Origin of the sequence: Streptomyces sp. NBC_00322, from assembly GCF_036147535.1 — a bacterium.
Classification (GTDB): domain Bacteria; phylum Actinomycetota; class Actinomycetes; order Streptomycetales; family Streptomycetaceae; genus Streptomyces.
In genome coordinates this window covers 4,879,355-4,895,246 of record NZ_CP108019.1, presented here as the reverse complement: position 1 = coordinate 4,895,246, position 15,892 = coordinate 4,879,355, and the positions used below count along the sequence as shown (strand labels likewise).

The window sequence follows — 15,892 nt, the reverse complement described above, 5'->3', positions numbered from 1 at the left end:
CCCCAGTCCGGAGGGCAGGGCTGTGCGCGTACTGGTAGTGACCGCGGTGGCGGCGGAGGCTGACTCCGTCGCCGCGGGGCTCACCGGTACCGGCGCGACGTCCGTCGTGGATGTGCTGGCCGCCGGGGTCGGCCCCGCTGCCGCCGCCGCGACCGCCGCCACCGCGCTCGCCCTCGGCTCGTACGACCTCGTCGTCTCCGCCGGAATCGGCGGCGGTTTCCAGCCACACGCCCCCGTCGGCTCCGTCGTCGTCGCCGACGCGATCGTCGCCGCCGATCTCGGCGCCGACACCCCCGACGGCTTTCTGCCCGTCGACGAACTCGGTTTCGGGCGCAGCGTCCACCTTCCGCCGCCCGAGCTGTCCGCGCGTATCGCCAAGGCTCTCGACGCCGTGTACGCGCCCGTCCTCACCGTCTCCACGGTCACCGGCACCGCCGCCCGCGCCGCCGAGCTGAGCGTCCGTCACCCCCGGGCCGCCGCCGAGGCGATGGAGGGCTTCGGGGTGGCGGAGGCCGCCGCGGCCCACGGCGTACCGGTCCTGGAGATCCGCGCGATCTCCAATCCCGTCGGGCCGCGCGACCGTGCGGCCTGGCGCATCGGCCAGGCGCTGGACTCCCTGCGGTACGCCTTCCAGCTGCTCGCCCCCGTCCTCGAGGAAACGCCGTGACCTTGCAGATCGCCTACTCGCCGTGCCCGAACGACACCTTCGTCTTCGACGCCCTGGCGCACGGCCGGGTCCCCGGCGCGCCCGCCGTCGATGTGAGTTTCGCGGACATCGACATCACCAACGCGATGGCCGAGCGCGGTGAGTTCGATGTGCTGAAGGTGTCGTACGCCGTACTGCCCTGGGTCCTCGACGAGTACGCGCTGCTGCCCTGCGGCGGCGCGCTCGGCCGCGGCTGCGGTCCGCTGGTGCTCACCAAGGAGCCCGGTACGGATCTGACGGGAAAGACCGTCGCCGTGCCGAGCGAGCGCTCGACCGCGTATCTGCTCTTCCGGCTGTGGGCCGCGGACGTCGTGCCCGGTGGGGTCGGCGAGGTGGTCGTGATGCCGTTCCACGAGATCATGCCCGCTGTACGGGACGGCAAGGTCGACGCCGGACTGGTCATCCACGAGGCGCGGTTCACCTATCAGAACTACGGGCTGCACTGCCTGGCCGACATGGGCGAGCACTGGGAGTCGTCGACCGGCCTGCCCATCCCGCTCGGCGCGATCATCGCCAAGCGCTCGCTGGGCGGGGCGACGCTGAAGCTGCTGGCCGATTCGATCCGCATCTCGGTGCGTATGGCCTGGGACGAGCCGGAGGTCTCCCGGCCCTACGTACTGGAGCACGCCCAGGAGATGGACCCCGCCGTGGCCGACCAGCACATCGGGCTCTACGTCAATGAGTTCACGGCGGACCTGGGCGACGAGGGGTACGCAGCGGTGCGCGGCCTGCTGACACGCGCCGCGGCCGAGGGGCTCGTACCTCCCCTCGGCCGCGATGCGCTCGGTTTCGTATAGGCGGCTGTACGCCCCCTAAACGTCCAGCTGGTCCGCCACCGCCCGCAGCAGGCCCGCGATCTTCGCGCCGTGGACCTTGTCGGGGTACCGGCCGCGCTCCAGCATCGGCGTGATGTTCTCCAGCAGGGTCGTCAGGTCCTGCACGATGGACGCCAGTTCGTCGGGCTTGCGCCGCTGCGCCGCCGCCACGGACGGGGCCGGGTCGAGAACCGTCACCGAAAGCGCCTGGTCACCGCGCTGGCCTGCCACCACGCCGAATTCGACGCGCTGGCCGGGCTTGAGCGACTCGACCCCGGCGGGGAGCACCGACGAGTGAACGAAGACGTCGCCGCCGTCGTCGCGGGAGAGAAAGCCGAAGCCCTTCTCGCTGTTGAACCACTTGACCTTGCCGGTAGGCACGTCTGTCCTCGTCCTCGTACTCGTTGGGGCGCTGGGGCACCGGAAATCGGGCACCAACCTGGGCACCGAAAAACGGTCTGGATAGCACTACAGCGGGTCGCCTGACCCGCCACCCCCAAGGCTAATGGTCCAGGGGCCGGTGACAAGACGTTGCCGGATGGTTCCTACGCGCAAGGAACTACCCTGGCCGGATGACTGCTACTCCTCCCGCCGCCGGTGACGGGCTGGTGCGCGTCGGCGCGATCGTCTTCATCGTCGGCGCCGTCGCCACACTGGTCACCGTGGCCCCACTGTTTCTGGGGACCGAACCGTTTCCGCCGATCGCGTACGCGGTGTGCATGCTGATGGGCGTCGGCTTCCTGATCGCCGCGGCGGGTGTGCTGCGCTCGATCGCCTCGCAGCGACGACAGGCCAAATCCGCACTCTAGTTCCGGCTGTAGGCGCGCAGCCACGCCGGGAACGCCGTCAGATCGTCGATGATCACGTCCGCGCCGGCCGCACGCAGCTCCGCCGCGTCGCACGGCCCCGTCGGCACCGCGACCGACAGCGCCTGAGCCGCCCGCGCACCCCGTACGTCCCCGGTGTGGTCGCCGACGTACACACTCGCGCCGTGCTCGCGCAGCGCCTCCGCCTTCGCCTCTGCCCACAGCCAGCCGATGACCTCGTCCGGGGCGATCCCGAGATGGGCGAGGTGCAGCTTGGCGTTCGGCTCGTGCTTGGCGGTGACGACTATGGCGCGGCCGCCGAGCTCCTGGACGGCTGCGACGGCCTCGCGGGCGCCGGGCAGGGCGAGGGTCGGCGTGATCGCGTACGTGGGATAGATCTCGCGGTAGCGGTCGCCCATCCGCTGGATGTGCTCGCCCGGGAACCAGTGCGCCAGCTCCTCCTCCAGCGGCGGCCCCAGCCTCGTCACGGCCAGGTCGGCGTCGATCCACACACCGGTCTCGGCGGACAGCGCGAGATAGGCGGCGTGGATACCGGGCCGGGAGTCGATGAGGGTCATGTCCAGGTCGAAGCCGACGGTGAGCGGGTGCCTTGCGGAGTACGAAGCCGAGTGCGAAGCCATAGGAGCCATTGTGCCCAGCCGGCCGCGGCGGCCGGCTGGGTGCTCAGGGGGTGGGCACCTGGACGCCCTCAGCCGGTGTTACGGCGCGCCCGCCACACCAGGTAGAGCGCGGAGGCGACCGCCGCCCCCTTCACCACCCAGGGCCAGGTCCCGGCCAGAGCGTCGCGCATCCCGTCCTGCGGGATCGGTTCGCCCCAGCGCCCGTTGACCCGGCCCCACAGCCAGACGAGGCCGCCCGCCACGACCGCCCCGGGCAGGCCGACGACCGCCCACTTCGCCTCGGCGCGGGACAGCCTGCGCGAGGCGTAGGCGAGAAGCCAGCCGAGGCCGAGGGCGAGGAACGAGCCGAGGAGGGCGCCCCCGAGCAGCAGAGCGGCGGCGATCAGGAGGAACGGGTTGGCGAACGCGGGCGGTTGTCCGGCCCCTTCCGTACGGCGGCGAAGCCGCGGGAGCCACCGGCGGCGCCCGGTCCCGGCCTCCCCCGCGTCGTCGTCCTCGTACTCCTCCTCGGGCTCCGCCGCGTCCTCGGCGGCCTCCTGCGCCTCCAAGTCCTCCTTGGACGGCGGGGGTTTCAGTATTTCGGGGACCTCCACACCGCCGACGAACCCCGCGACGCTCTCGCCCGCGCCGAACGGCCCGGGCTCGACCCGCCACCAGTCGGGCTCACTGCCCGAGGGGCCGAGCTCGTCCATCCCCGCCAGGTGCGGCGGCGAGGCGCCGGCGGACATCCGGGGCGCCTCCGGCTGTTCCGGAGCAGCTCTGCGCGGCCGCGGGATCCGGCGCCGCGCGCGCTGCTCGGGCACGGCGGCCGGCGACGCGGCCTGGGGCGCGGGCCGCTGCGCGGTGCCGCCGCTCTCCTCGAACGCCGCCGCCACGACCTCGTCCGGCGTACCGAGCCGCCCCAGAATGCGGCGTACCGACGCCGGGCTGTCGGAACCGAACCTCGCCCGCTGCCGGTCGATCTCGCCCCGCAGCGTCGACACCAGCCGCATGCGGGTGCCGGACGGCAGTTGCTGTTGCTGAGCCAGGTCCCCGACACGGCTCAGATAGTCGTAGACGAGCTGATCGCTCTCGATCCCCACCGGCGTTCCCCTGACGTTCCCTGCCCGGCCGCCCTGTCGTCCCGGGCCCGCCCTGTCCCCGACGGTAGCGCTCCAGGGACTAACGTGGTGCGGATGGGGACCATGCCCGAAGGAAGCAGTACGGCCGGCCGCGGCGGTCCGCGCACCCTGGCCGAGGCCCTGCGCACCCGCGGTGACGAGGAGCTGGCCGCACTGCTGCGCGCCCGCCCCGATCTGCTGACCCCCGTGCCGGGCGACCTGACGCAGCTCGCGACGCGGGCCGGTACACGCGCCTCCGTCGTACGGGCACTGGAGCGGCTCGACCGCTTCACGCTGCAGGCCGCCGAGGCACTGGCCGTGGCCCCCGACCCCGCACCGTACGAAACCCTGCGCAGCCTGCTCACCGGCGACGAGGGCGATCGGGGCACCTCCCATGCCGGAACGGCTATGGAGGACATCGAAGCCGCCCTGCCGCACGCGGTGGATGTGCTGCGCAGACAGGCGATCATCTGGGGCGGTGCCGACCGGCTACGGCTGGTGCGCACCGCGCGCGAGCTCCTCGCCCCTTCCCCCACCCGGCCGTCGCCGACCGGCCTCGGCCCGACCGTCGCCGAGGCCACCGCCGGGATGTCGCCGACGCGGCTCCAGGAGATCCTCGCCTCCGCCGGGCTGCCGACCACGCACGACCCGGTCTCCGCGGTCGCCGCGCTCGTCTCGCTGTTCACCGACCGGACGCGGATGGCCGCGCTCCTCGACACCGCACCGCCCGAGGCGCTGACGGTCCTGGACCGGCTGGTCTGGGGTCCCCCGTACGGGGAGGTGACGGCCAGCCCGACCCCGCCCGTGCGGTGGCTGCGCGACCGTGGACTGCTGCTGCCCGCGTCGCCGCGCACGGTCGTGCTGCCGCGCGAGGCCGCGCTGCATCTGCGGGCGGGACGCGCGCACCGAGCGGTCGAGCCGCTGCCGCCGGAGGTCAGACCCGCCGCGACGACGTCGATCACCCAGGGCCGTCCACAGGTTGTGGACAGTACGGCCGCGGGCCAGGCGTTCACCGCGCTCTCCACCGTCGAGGACCTGCTGAAGGACTGGCACGAGGGCGGGCCCGCGGTGCTGCGGTCGGGCGGCCTGTCCGTACGTGACCTCAAGCGCACCGCCGCCGCGCTGGACACGAACGAGCAGATGGCCGGGTTCTGGCTCGAACTCACTTATGCGGCAGGGCTGTTGGCATCGGACGGCGCGGCGGACGAACGGTACGCGCCGACGCCCGCGTACGACGACTGGCTCACCCTCCCCGCGGCCGAACGCTGGGCACGGCTCGCCGCGGCCTGGCTCACCGCGACCCGCACGGCGGGCCTGATCGGCGGCCAGGACACCAAGGGCCGCACCCTCTCCGCCCTCGGCCCCGACCTCGACCGCTCCGCCGCGACCGAAGTCCGCCGCCGGGTCCTCGACCTGCTCGCCACCCTCCCCGCGGGCACCGCGCCCGACCCGGAGTCCGTCCTCGCCCGCCTGCGCTGGGAACGCCCGCTGCGCGGCAGCGGGACGGCGGACCCGGACGCGAACGCGGCACGCAACGCGGCGGCCGTGGGCCCCACCGATCTGCGCTCGCGCATCGCCGCCTGGACGCTGAGGGAGGCGGAAGTCCTGGGCATCACCGGCCGCGGCGCACTGTCGGCACACGGCCGGGCCCTGCTGGGCCACGACACGGCCCCGGCCGACGGAACGGACACGCCGGACGGAACGGGGCTCGCGAGGCAGGCCCGGGCCGAAGAGCTCGCCGCCGACGCCACAGCCGCACTCGCGCCGCTCCTGCCCGAGCCGCTCGATCACGTACTCCTCCAGGCCGACCTCACCGCCGTCGCGCCCGGCCCCCTTCAGCGTCCCCTCGCCGAGACCCTCTCCGTACTCGCCGACGTCGAGTCCAAGGGCGGGGCGACCGTCTACCGCTTCACCCCGGGCTCCGTGCGCCGCGCGCTGGACGCCGGGCGGTCCGCGTCCGACCTGCACACCTTCCTGGCCACACACTCCCGTACGCCCGTGCCGCAGCCGCTCAGCTACCTCATCGACGACGTCGCCCGCCGCCACGGCCATCTGCGGATCGGCGCCGCATCCGCCTACGTACGCTGCGACGACGACGCGGTGCTCGGCGAAATCCTCGCCGACAAGCGGTCCCAGGGCCTGCGGCTGCGCCGCCTCGCACCCACCGTCCTGGCCGCCCAGGCCGACCCCGCGACGCTGCTCGACGGCCTGCGGACCATGGGGTACGCGCCCGCCGCCGAGTCCGCCGAGGGCGACGTCCTGATCACCCGCGCCCACGCCCGCCGCACCCCGCCGCGCACTCCGCCCGCCCCCGTCCCGGACGGCCCGCCCATGCCCGACGCCACGCTGCTCGGCGCGGCGGTCAAGGCGATCCGCGCGGGCGACCTCGCGGCCACGGTCGAACGCAAACCCGCCCCGGAACCCGCGAAGAACGGCGAGCTGCCGCGCACCACTTCCGCCGAGACCCTGGCCACCGTCCAGGCGGCGGCGATGACGGGCGCGGCGGTCTGGATCGGCTACGTCAACGCGGACGGCGCGGCCAGCCAGCGCGTCATCGCGCCGGTGCGGGTGGAGGGCGGCTTCGTGACGGCGTACGACCACACGGCGGACGAGGTCCGCACGTACCCCCTGCACCGGATCACGGGAGTCGCCGAACTCGCGGACGACTCAGCCTGACGGGGCCCTGCGGTGCCTGCCCGCTCAGACCTTCCCCGGCACGTGCGCCTCCATCCCCTCCCGTCCCGGTACTCAGGCCGGATCGACCGGACAACGACCTGATACGCGCCCGTGGCCGCGTACGGCACACTGGAGGTTTGGCCTCACCGAAAGGGCGCAGGTGTGAACGGACCCCTCATCGTCCAGAGCGACAAGACCCTCCTCCTCGAAGTCGACCACGAGCTGGCGGACAGCTGCCGTCGCGCCATCGCGCCCTTCGCGGAGCTGGAGCGCGCCCCCGAGCACATCCACACCTACCGGGTCACTCCGCTCGGCCTGTGGAACGCCCGGGCCGCCGGGCACGACGCGGAGCAGGTCGTCGACGCGCTCGTGGCGTACTCCCGCTACCCCGTCCCGCACGCCCTCCTCGTGGATGTCGCCGAGACGATGGCCCGCTACGGCCGGCTCACCCTCTCCAAGCACCCCACCCACGGACTCGTGCTGACCACCACCGACCGGCCCGTCCTGGAGGAGATCCTCCGGTCCAGGAAGGTCCAGCCACTGGTCGGGAACCGGATCGACCCGGACACCGTGGTCGTGCACCCCTCCGAGCGCGGGCAGATCAAGCAGACGCTGCTGAAGCTGGGCTGGCCCGCCGAGGACCTCGCCGGTTACGTCGACGGCGAGGCGCACAGTATCGAGCTGGACGAGACCGGCTGGGCGCTGCGCCCGTACCAGAAGCAGGCCGTCGAGGGCTTCTGGCACGGCGGTTCGGGCGTGGTCGTGCTGCCCTGCGGCGCGGGCAAGACACTCGTCGGCGCGGGTGCGATGGCGCAGGCCAAGGCGACCACCCTGATCCTGGTCACCAACACCGTCTCCGCCCGGCAGTGGAAGCACGAGCTGGTGAAGCGGACGTCACTGACCGAGGACGAGATCGGTGAGTACAGCGGTACGAAGAAGGAGATCCGCCCCGTCACCATCGCGACCTATCAGGTGCTGACGACGAAGCGGAAGGGGATCTATCCCCACCTGGAGCTCTTCGACTCCCGCGACTGGGGACTGATCCTCTACGACGAGGTGCATCTGCTGCCCGCCCCGGTGTTCAAGTTCACGGCGGACCTCCAGGCCCGTCGGCGGCTCGGTCTGACCGCCACGCTCGTACGGGAGGACGGGCGCGAGTCGGACGTCTTCTCGCTGATCGGGCCGAAGCGTTTCGACGCGCCGTGGAAGGAGATCGAGGCGCAGGGCTACATCGCGCCCGCGGACTGTGTGGAGGTCCGGGTCAACCTCACCGACTCCGAGCGGCTCGCGTACGCCACGGCCGAGACCGAGGAGAAGTACCGCTTCTGTGCCACCACCGCGACCAAGCGGAAGGTGACGGAGGCGCTGGTCCAGCGGTTCGCGGGCCAGCAGATCCTCGTCATCGGCCAGTACATCGACCAGCTCGACGAGCTGGGCGAGCATCTGAACGCGCCGGTCATCAAGGGCGAGACGTCCAACGCGCAGCGCGAGAAGCTCTTCGAGGCGTTCCGGCAGGGCGAGATCTCCGTGCTGGTCGTCTCCAAGGTCGCGAACTTCTCGATCGACCTGCCGGAGGCGACCGTCGCCATCCAGGTGTCCGGCACCTTCGGCTCCCGCCAGGAGGAGGCCCAGCGGCTCGGCCGGGTGCTCCGCCCCAAGGCGGACGGGCACCAGGCCCACTTCTACTCGGTGGTCGCGCGGGACACGATCGACCAGGACTTCGCGGCGCACCGCCAGCGCTTCCTCGCGGAGCAGGGGTACGCGTACCGGATCGTGGACGCGGACGAGCTGCTGGGCTAGCAGGACTGCCGGGCGGACCATCCGGAACGGTCCCCGTGCCCGGATGGTGATCAGCAGGCAGGGGACGAGCAGATACGTGTGGGGGGCCGTTTCGAGCCAGAGGCCGGCGGCGAGGGAGATGAGCACCAGCGGCGGCCGCGCAGAGCGCCTGGCGAACCGGAAGAGGGCGAGAGTGGCTGCGGAGAGTAAACATGGGGTCACGTTCCGGGACTTCACGGGCGCGACCCTACAAGGTCCTGTCCGGTCGATCAGGCCGGATCAGCGGCGGCGGACGCCTGCCTCCTCCGCGTACTCGCCGAGGACGGCGACGCTGAAGACGGCCTGGGCGTAGACCTTGACGACGCGCAGCGCGTTGCCGAGGCGGTGCGGGGAGTGCTCGGTGGAGCCGGTGGCGGTCGCGCCGTGGCTGGGATGGGGGATGTGGGCGCCTGGGGTGAAGGTTGCTGTGCTCATAACTCCATGATGGATTTCCGGCCGGCGTATGGCATCGATCTGCGGTCTGAACCCTGCGGTCGCCGGTGTACGACTCCAGGCATAGGCCGTCCCCTACGGGGAGGATGCGCGGCCTCCACCCGGGCGGGGTCCGGACCGGGCACCGGGAAAACCATTCGCGCCCGGTCCGCGCCCTGACTAAACTCCCCGTCTTCCCCGCCTCCCTCCCAGGAGCGCCGCCGCCCGGACGGAAACCGGCCGGTCCGCCATGTCGTGATCCACCACGCCGTGATCAACCACGTCTTGATCAACCATGCCGTGAACCACGCAGCATCCGTCCGGAGGCAAACCCGTGCCCGCGCACGCACCCGACACCGACCCCCTCGCCCGCGAGAGAGCCCATCTCACCGCGTCCCGCTCCGCGTTGCGCGCGATGCGCGAGGACGTCCAGGCCCTCGACATCCGCGACGTCACCGCGAACTGGGTCAACGCCGCCGTCCTCGAGCGCCAGATCGAGGACCGCATCAAGGCGCTCGCCGACCTCTCGCACACCCCGCTCTTCTTCGGCCGCCTCGACTATCTGCACATGGTCGGCGCGGCGCTGGCCGAGGGCGCGGAGGGAGAGCGCTTCTACATCGGCCGCCGGCACGTCCACGACGCGGACGGCGACCCGATGGTCATCGACTGGCGCGCGCCGGTGTCGCAGCCGTTCTACCGGGCGTCCAGAAAGGACCCGCAGGACGTCGGTCTGCGCCGGCGCTTCGGGTACACGGGCGGCGACCTCACGGCGTACGAGGACGAGCATCTGACCGATCCGGCGGAGCAGCAGCGCACCAGCAAACTGCTCCAGGCGGAGATCGAACGGCCGCGTGTGGGCCCGATGCGGGACATCGTCGCCACGATCCAGCCTGAGCAGGACGAGATCGTACGGTCCGGGCTCGGCGGCACGGTTTGTGTGCAGGGCGGCCCCGGCACCGGGAAGACGGCGGTGGGGCTGCACCGGGTCGCGTATCTGCTGTACGCGCACCGGGAGCGGCTGGCCAAGACGGGGACGCTGGTGATCGGGCCGAACCGTTCCTTCCTGCACTACATCGAGCAAGTCCTCCCGGCGCTGGGCGAGTTGGAGGTCCGGCAGGCCACGGTCGACGACCTGGTCGCGCATGTGGAGGTGCGGGGCACCGACGCGGCGGACGCGGCGGTCGTCAAGGGTGACGCGCGGATGGCGGCAGTGCTGCGGCGGGCCGTCCGCTCCCATGTCACGATGCCGACGGAGCCGCTGATGGTCGTACGCGGCTCGCGCAGGTGGCGCATTCCGGCGTACGAACTCGAGGAGATCGTGCGGGAGTTGCTGGACCGCGAGATCCGCTACGGCGCGGCCCGCGAGGCCCTTCCGCAGCGCATCGCGCACGCGGTGCTCGTCCGCATGGAACAGTCGGGCGAGGCCCCGGACGACCGGGTGCAGGACGCGGTGGCGCGCAACCCCGCGGTCAAGGCGGCGGTGAAGGCGGTCTGGCCGCCGGTGGACCCGGCGAAACTCGTACTGCGGCTGCTGTCCGACCCGGACTTCCTCGCGGCACACGCGGACGGTGTGCTGACCGCTGACGAGCAGAAGACGATCCTGTGGACCAGGCCCGCCCGCAGCGTCCGGGCCGCGACCTGGTCCCTGGCGGACGCGGTACTGATCGACGAGGCGACGGACCTGGTCCAGCGCACGCACTCGCTCGGCCATGTCGTACTCGACGAGGCGCAGGACCTGTCCCCGATGCAGTACCGCGCGGTGGGCCGCCGCTGCACGACGGGCTCGGCGACGGTCCTCGGCGACCTGGCGCAGGGCACGACCCCGTGGGCGACGGCCAGTTGGCAGGAGGCCCTGACCCACCTCGGCAAGCCGGACGCGGCGGTGGAGGAACTGACGGCGGGCTTCCGCGTCCCGCGCGAGGTCATCGCGTACGCGTCCCGGCTGCTCCCGCACATGTCCCCCGGCCTGGCGGAGGTCACATCCGTCCGTGAGTCTCCGGGCTCGCTGTCGGTCCGCGAGGTGGAGGTGTCGGAGCTGGACGCGGCGGTGGTGGCGGCGTGCGAGGAGTCCCTGCGGCACGAGGGCTCCATCGGCCTGATCGCGGCGGACGCGCGGGTCCCGTCGCTGGCCGCGGCCCTGACGTCCGCGGGCCATGCGTACCTCGCGCCGGGCGAGGAGACGACGACGGAGTCCCGGCTGACGCTGGTTCCGGCGTCGCTGGCGAAGGGCCTGGAGTACGACTACGTGGTCCTCGACGAGCCGTCGGCGGTCGTCGACGGCGAACCGGACGAACGCACGGGCCTGCGCCGGCTGTACGTGGCGCTGACGAGGGCGGTGTCGGGGCTGACGGTGGTGCATGCGGTGGGGTTGCCGGGCGAGTTGGGGTAGGGGGTGCGCCTGCGGCGGGCCTGTTCCCCACCCCGCCCTCCCCCAGACTCCGTCCGGGGGGACCCCCAACCTCCCCGCGCCTCAAACGCCGGAGGGGCTGGATGTGCGGCAGGACCGCACATTTCAGCCCGTCCGGCGTTTGAGGACACGCGCGAACCGCGTACGGGGTCTGGGGGCCTGCCCCCCAGTTCGGGAAGGGGCGGGTAGGGGACAAGGCCCGCCGCAGGCGCACCGCATCCCTACGCGTCCAGCGCCGACCTCCACGCCGCCACCGCGCCGGGGTCGACCGGCGCCGACCACCCTTCCGGCCTCGCCGCCCCGCCGATGTGGAACGCGTCCACCCCCGCCCCCCGCAGCACCGGCACGTGGTCCAGGCGCAGCCCGCCCCCCACCAGGATCTGCGGCTCGTAGCCCGGCTCGCCGCGCCTCGCCGCCTCCGCGAGCAGTGTCGGCAGGCCGTCGTCGACGCCCGACGCCGAGCCTGCCGTGAGGTATGTGTCCAGGCCCGGCAGGTCCGCGAGCTGCTTGCGGAGCGCGTCGCGGTCCGCCGCGCGGTCGATCGCCCGGTGGAACGTCCAGCGGCAGCCGTCGAGTTCGGCGAGGAGCCGGTCGACCGTCACCAGGTCGGGCGAGCCGTCCTCGTCCAGGAAGCCGAGGACGAATTCGTCGGCGCCCTCCGCCCGCAGCCCCCGCGCGGCGCGTACGAGCGCGTCGGCGTCGCCCGCCTCGAAGCCGTCCGCGAGGCGCAGCATCACGCGCAGCGGGATGTCCACGGCCGCGCGGATGCTCGCGAACGTCTCCCTGGACGGTGTCAGCCCGTCCGCCGCCATATCGCTGACCAGCTCCAGCCGGTCCGCCCCTCCGGACTGGGCCGCGACCGCGTCCTCCGCGTCGAGAGCGATCACCTCCAGGACTGCACGGTTGCTCATGGAACCCCATTCCTCATACAGGTCTAGTCCAATGCCAAGCCTAATGCGCATGTACCGCACAAGCAGCCGCACGAACCTCCCGCATCGGAATCGAGCCTTGCGCCACATACACCCGGGGGGTATACATGAGGTCGAGAGGTACCCCCCAGGGGTATAGCCCGATACGGGAGGAACCGTGCCACCCACCACCACCCCCACCCACGTCGAACTAGCCATCGGCGGCATGACCTGCGCCTCCTGCGCAGCCCGTATCGAGAAGAAGCTGAACCGCATGGACGGCGTCGAAGCGACCGTGAATTACGCCACGGAGAAGGCGAAGGTCAGCTTCCACGCCGCGGACGTCTCCGTGGACGACCTGATCGCCACGGTCGAGGCGACCGGCTACACCGCCGCCGAACCGGCGTCCACGCCCCCGGAAGCCGGGCACGAGGACGACGAGCTGCGCGACCTCCGCGAACGCCTCACCACCGCCGTCGTCCTCGCCGTACCCGTGATCGCCATGGCGATGGTGCCCGCCCTCCAGATCGAGTACTGGCAGTGGCTCTCCCTCACCCTCGCAGCCCCCGTCGTCACCTACGCCGCCTGGCCCTTCCACCACGCCGCCTTCACCAACGCCCGGCACGGCGCCGCGACCATGGACACGCTGATATCCCTCGGCACTTCGGCCGCGTTCCTGTGGTCCGTATGGGCGCTGTTCTTCGGGACCGCCGGGATGCCCGGCATGGTCCACCCCTTCGAGCTGACGATCTCCCGCGGTGACGGCGCCGGGAACATCTATCTGGAGGCCGCGGCCGGCGTCACGGCCTTCATCCTGGCCGGGCGGTACTTCGAGGCCCGCGCCAAGCGCAAGGCCGGCGCCGCCCTGAAGGCCCTGCTCGAACTCGGCGCCAAGGAGGTCACCGTCCTGCGCGACGGACGTGAAGTCACGCTTCCCACCGCCGAGTTGAAGGTCGGGGACCGCTTCCTCGTACGCCCCGGGGAGAAGATCGCCACCGACGGCACCGTCGTCGAAGGCGCCTCCGCCGTCGACGCCTCCATGCTCACCGGCGAGTCCGTACCGGTGGAGGTCTCCACCGGCGACACCGTCACCGGCGCCACTCTCAACGCGGGCGGCCGCCTCGTCGTCGAGGCCACCCGGGTCGGCGCCGACACCCAGCTGGCCAGGATGGCGAGGCTCGTACAGGACGCGCAGAACGGCAAGGCCGCGGCCCAGCGCCTCGCCGACAGGATCTCCGCGGTGTTCGTGCCCGTCGTGATCGCGCTCGCCATGGCCACCCTCGGCTTCTGGCTCGGTACCGGCGCCGGGCCGGCCGCCGCGTTCACCGCCGCCGTCGCCGTACTGATCATCGCCTGCCCGTGTGCGCTCGGCCTGGCCACGCCGACCGCGCTGATGGTCGGTACGGGCCGCGGCGCCCAGCTCGGCATCCTCATCAAGGGCCCCGAGGTCCTGGAGACCACGCGCCGCGTCGACACGATCGTGCTGGACAAGACGGGCACGGTCACCACTGGCCGGATGACCCTCCTCACGGTCCACACCAGCCACGACGAGGCCGAAGTGCTGTGCCTGGCAGGGGCGTTGGAGCACGCGTCCGAGCACCCGATCGCGCGTGCCGTCGCCGACGCGGCTCTGCACAAGACCGGCACGCTCCCCGCGCCCGAGGACTTCGCGAACATCCCCGGCCTCGGTGTTCAGGGCATGGTCGAGGGCCGGGCCGTGCTGGTCGGCCGTACCCAACTGCTCGACGAATGGGAGATCCGCCTGCCCGCCGCCCTGGAGCGGGCGAAGGCAGGCGCGGAGGCCGCGGGCCGTACCGCCATCGCCGTCGCCTGGGACGGCGAGGCCCGCGCCGTCCTGGAGATCGCGGACGCCGTCAGGCCCACCAGCGCCGAAGCCGTCAGCCGCCTGCGGGCACTCGGCCTCACCCCGATCCTGCTGACCGGCGACAACCGCGCGGTCGCCGAGTCCGTCGCCGCCGAAGTGGGCATCGGGGAGGTCGTCGCAGAGGTGCTGCCCGAGGACAAGGTCACCGTCGTCAAGCGTCTGCAGGCCGAGGGCCGATCCGTGGCGATGGTCGGCGACGGCGTCAACGACGCCGCCGCCCTCGCCCAGGCGGACCTGGGCCTCGCCATGGGCACGGGCACGGACGCCGCCATCGAGGCGGGAGACCTCACGCTCGTACGGGGCGACCTGCGGGCGGCCGCCGACGCGATCCGGCTCTCGCGCAGGACGCTCGGCACGATCCGCTCGAACCTCTTCTGGGCCTTCGCGTACAACGTCGCGGCACTGCCGCTCGCCGCCGCGGGCCTGCTCAACCCGATGATCGCGGGCGCGGCGATGGCCTTCTCGTCGGTCTTCGTCGTGGGCAACTCACTGCGCCTGCGCCGCTTCCGGGCGGCGTAGGCACACAAGCGGTGTGCGGGGCGGCCTCAGCCGCCCAGGCCGCCGCTCCCGAACGCCCCGCCACCCGCGTTCTTCCCGTGCTTCGGCCGCTCGTCGGGGCCCTTGCCGGAGTCGTGAGTGCTGTGGGTCTTCAAGTTGTACGGGAGGAGCCGCCCCTCGTGGGGGAAGTCGTCCTCGTCCTCGTCCCGGACCTCCTCGATGTGCTCACGATGGTCGGGGGTGCTCGGCTGCTCCTCGGGGCGGGGCGGAACCAATTGCTCCCGCCGCCTCGCCTCCCGCCACATGGCACCCCCGAGGAGGGCCACGATGACGATTCCGATGAGGACCAGACCGGCTCCGGCCAGGTGCGCACCCTCCGCCAGCTCGTTACCCGAGCTGCTCTGGGCGATCATCACAGCGTTCATGTCGGCTGCCTCCGCACAGGGAACGGCACGGCACACATGCCCTTTGCTGCCATTATCGCCCGTTGGCGCCACTTCAGCCGAAGTAGACGAGGTCCTTCTCGACGGCCCCCGTGAGCTCGTAGCGCGTCCCGGTCAGCGGGCGGCCCGCCACCAGGCGGATCAGCGTGGCGGCCGGTCCCGTGTACGTGGCGGGGTCAGGGCTGTCCGCGCCGAGGACGAGCGGTGCGTCATGGCCGTCCAGCCGGGCCAGCAGCGGCTGGGTCCTGCGGACCCGGGTCAGCGCGGCCAGCAGCTCCAGCGCGTACGGCAGCCCCTCGCCCTGGTACGCCCCCGGCTCGCCGAAGGCCTCCCGTACATCCCCGGCATGCACCCACTCCCCGAGCGCGATCCCGTCCAACTGTCCGTGCCCCGCCTTCTCGATGACCGGGCCCGCCTCGGTCATGCCGCGCTCCAGCTCGTCCACGACACGGGAGTTGGACCACTCGGCCCGCTCGGCAATGTCACGGTCGTTGGCCTCCGGGCTGAACACCCCCTCCTCGAACCGCCCTTCCACCACCCGCATCAGCGCCGAACCGCAGTGCGCGAGCACATGACGTACGGTCCAGCCGGGGCAGCAGGTACGGAGCGCGAAGTCCTCGTCGGGACGGGCGCGCAGCAACGGGATCAGGGCGTCGCGCTCGGTGCGCAGCAGCCGTCCGGGAAGCTCGGGGTCGCGTACGGATTCCATGGCGCCCAGCCAACCGTATGGAGGCGGCCGCGGACAGCCGCGTGCCCG

Annotated in this window: 14 protein-coding genes; 7 read left to right on the top strand and 7 right to left on the bottom strand. The window is 72.4% G+C overall.

The features are described 5' to 3' along the window. Positions 1 to 22 precede the first annotated feature (22 nt). Both OG905_RS22285 and OG905_RS22280 read left to right on the top strand, forming a co-directional pair. Positions 23 to 667: a futalosine hydrolase gene (locus OG905_RS22285; protein WP_328676382.1), complete on the top strand. Its 645-nt coding sequence runs from the start codon at positions 23 to 25 to the stop codon at positions 665 to 667. Then, complete coding sequence (locus tag OG905_RS22280; protein ID WP_328676381.1) at positions 664 to 1,503, top strand: 1,4-dihydroxy-6-naphthoate synthase; 840 nt, start codon at positions 664 to 666, stop codon at positions 1,501 to 1,503. The genes OG905_RS22285 and OG905_RS22280 overlap by 4 nt, the downstream gene beginning before the upstream one ends. Before the next feature lie 15 nt (positions 1,504 to 1,518). Here OG905_RS22280 and OG905_RS22275 read toward each other — a convergent pair whose 3' ends face one another. After that, positions 1,519 to 1,902: a cold-shock protein gene (locus OG905_RS22275; RefSeq protein ID WP_323136066.1), complete on the bottom strand. Its 384-nt coding sequence runs from the start codon at positions 1,900 to 1,902 to the stop codon at positions 1,519 to 1,521. A 191-nt stretch (positions 1,903 to 2,093) separates the two neighbouring features. Between OG905_RS22275 and OG905_RS22270 the strand changes: the two genes are divergently transcribed. Continuing rightward, on the top strand, positions 2,094 to 2,330 hold the full coding sequence (locus OG905_RS22270; protein ID WP_328676379.1) for a hypothetical protein: 237 nt from the start codon (positions 2,094 to 2,096) through the stop codon (positions 2,328 to 2,330). Here the strand turns inward: OG905_RS22270 and OG905_RS22265 are convergent. Beyond that, a complete protein-coding gene (locus OG905_RS22265) occupies positions 2,327 to 2,977 on the bottom strand; it encodes an HAD family hydrolase (RefSeq protein WP_328676377.1) in 651 nt (216 codons plus the stop codon). The two genes, OG905_RS22270 and OG905_RS22265, sit on opposite strands and share 4 nt — an antisense overlap. 59 nt (positions 2,978 to 3,036) lie before the next feature. Beyond that, positions 3,037 to 4,050 carry a hypothetical protein gene (locus tag OG905_RS22260; protein ID WP_328676375.1) on the bottom strand — a complete coding sequence of 338 codons (1,014 nt, stop codon included), beginning with the start codon at positions 4,048 to 4,050 and terminating at the stop codon, positions 3,037 to 3,039. A 93-nt stretch (positions 4,051 to 4,143) separates the two neighbouring features. On the opposite strand from OG905_RS22260, the gene OG905_RS22255 reads away from it, so the two are divergent. Both OG905_RS22255 and OG905_RS22250 read left to right on the top strand, forming a co-directional pair. Then, positions 4,144 to 6,744 (top strand): helicase C-terminal domain-containing protein, encoded by a 2,601-nt coding sequence (locus OG905_RS22255; RefSeq protein ID WP_328676373.1) that lies wholly within the window; start codon positions 4,144 to 4,146, stop codon positions 6,742 to 6,744. A gap of 162 nt (positions 6,745 to 6,906) precedes the next feature. Beyond that, the gene (locus OG905_RS22250; RefSeq protein WP_328676371.1) at positions 6,907 to 8,544 is read left to right on the top strand and encodes a DNA repair helicase XPB; all 1,638 of its coding nucleotides are present in this window, start codon (positions 6,907 to 6,909) and stop codon (positions 8,542 to 8,544) included. Between the two features lie 258 nt (positions 8,545 to 8,802). Here the strand turns inward: OG905_RS22250 and OG905_RS22245 are convergent, their stop codons facing one another. Continuing rightward, positions 8,803 to 8,997 carry a hypothetical protein gene (locus tag OG905_RS22245; RefSeq protein WP_328676369.1) on the bottom strand — a complete coding sequence of 65 codons (195 nt, stop codon included), beginning with the start codon at positions 8,995 to 8,997 and terminating at the stop codon, positions 8,803 to 8,805. Between the two features lie 331 nt (positions 8,998 to 9,328). On the opposite strand from OG905_RS22245, the gene OG905_RS22240 reads away from it, so the two are divergent. Further along, positions 9,329 to 11,383 carry a HelD family protein gene (locus OG905_RS22240; protein WP_328676368.1) on the top strand — a complete coding sequence of 685 codons (2,055 nt, stop codon included), beginning with the start codon at positions 9,329 to 9,331 and terminating at the stop codon, positions 11,381 to 11,383. Positions 11,384 to 11,622: 239 nt separating this feature from the next. On the opposite strand, the gene OG905_RS22235 is transcribed toward OG905_RS22240, so the two are convergent. Further along, positions 11,623 to 12,312 carry a copper homeostasis protein CutC gene (locus tag OG905_RS22235; protein WP_328676366.1) on the bottom strand — a complete coding sequence of 230 codons (690 nt, stop codon included), beginning with the start codon at positions 12,310 to 12,312 and terminating at the stop codon, positions 11,623 to 11,625. A gap of 175 nt (positions 12,313 to 12,487) precedes the next feature. Here OG905_RS22235 and OG905_RS22230 point away from each other — a divergent pair, with 175 nt between their 5' ends. After that, positions 12,488 to 14,713 carry a heavy metal translocating P-type ATPase gene (locus OG905_RS22230; protein ID WP_328676364.1) on the top strand — a complete coding sequence of 742 codons (2,226 nt, stop codon included), beginning with the start codon at positions 12,488 to 12,490 and terminating at the stop codon, positions 14,711 to 14,713. A gap of 26 nt (positions 14,714 to 14,739) precedes the next feature. Here the strand turns inward: OG905_RS22230 and OG905_RS22225 are convergent, their stop codons facing one another. Together OG905_RS22225 and OG905_RS22220 are read right to left on the bottom strand one after the other, a co-directional pair. After that, the gene (locus OG905_RS22225) at positions 14,740 to 15,117 is read right to left on the bottom strand and encodes a DUF6479 family protein (protein ID WP_328676361.1); all 378 of its coding nucleotides are present in this window, start codon (positions 15,115 to 15,117) and stop codon (positions 14,740 to 14,742) included. A 73-nt stretch (positions 15,118 to 15,190) separates the two neighbouring features. Beyond that, positions 15,191 to 15,844 (bottom strand): maleylpyruvate isomerase family mycothiol-dependent enzyme, encoded by a 654-nt coding sequence (locus OG905_RS22220; protein WP_328676360.1) that lies wholly within the window; start codon positions 15,842 to 15,844, stop codon positions 15,191 to 15,193. Between the last annotated feature and the right edge of the window lie 48 nt (positions 15,845 to 15,892).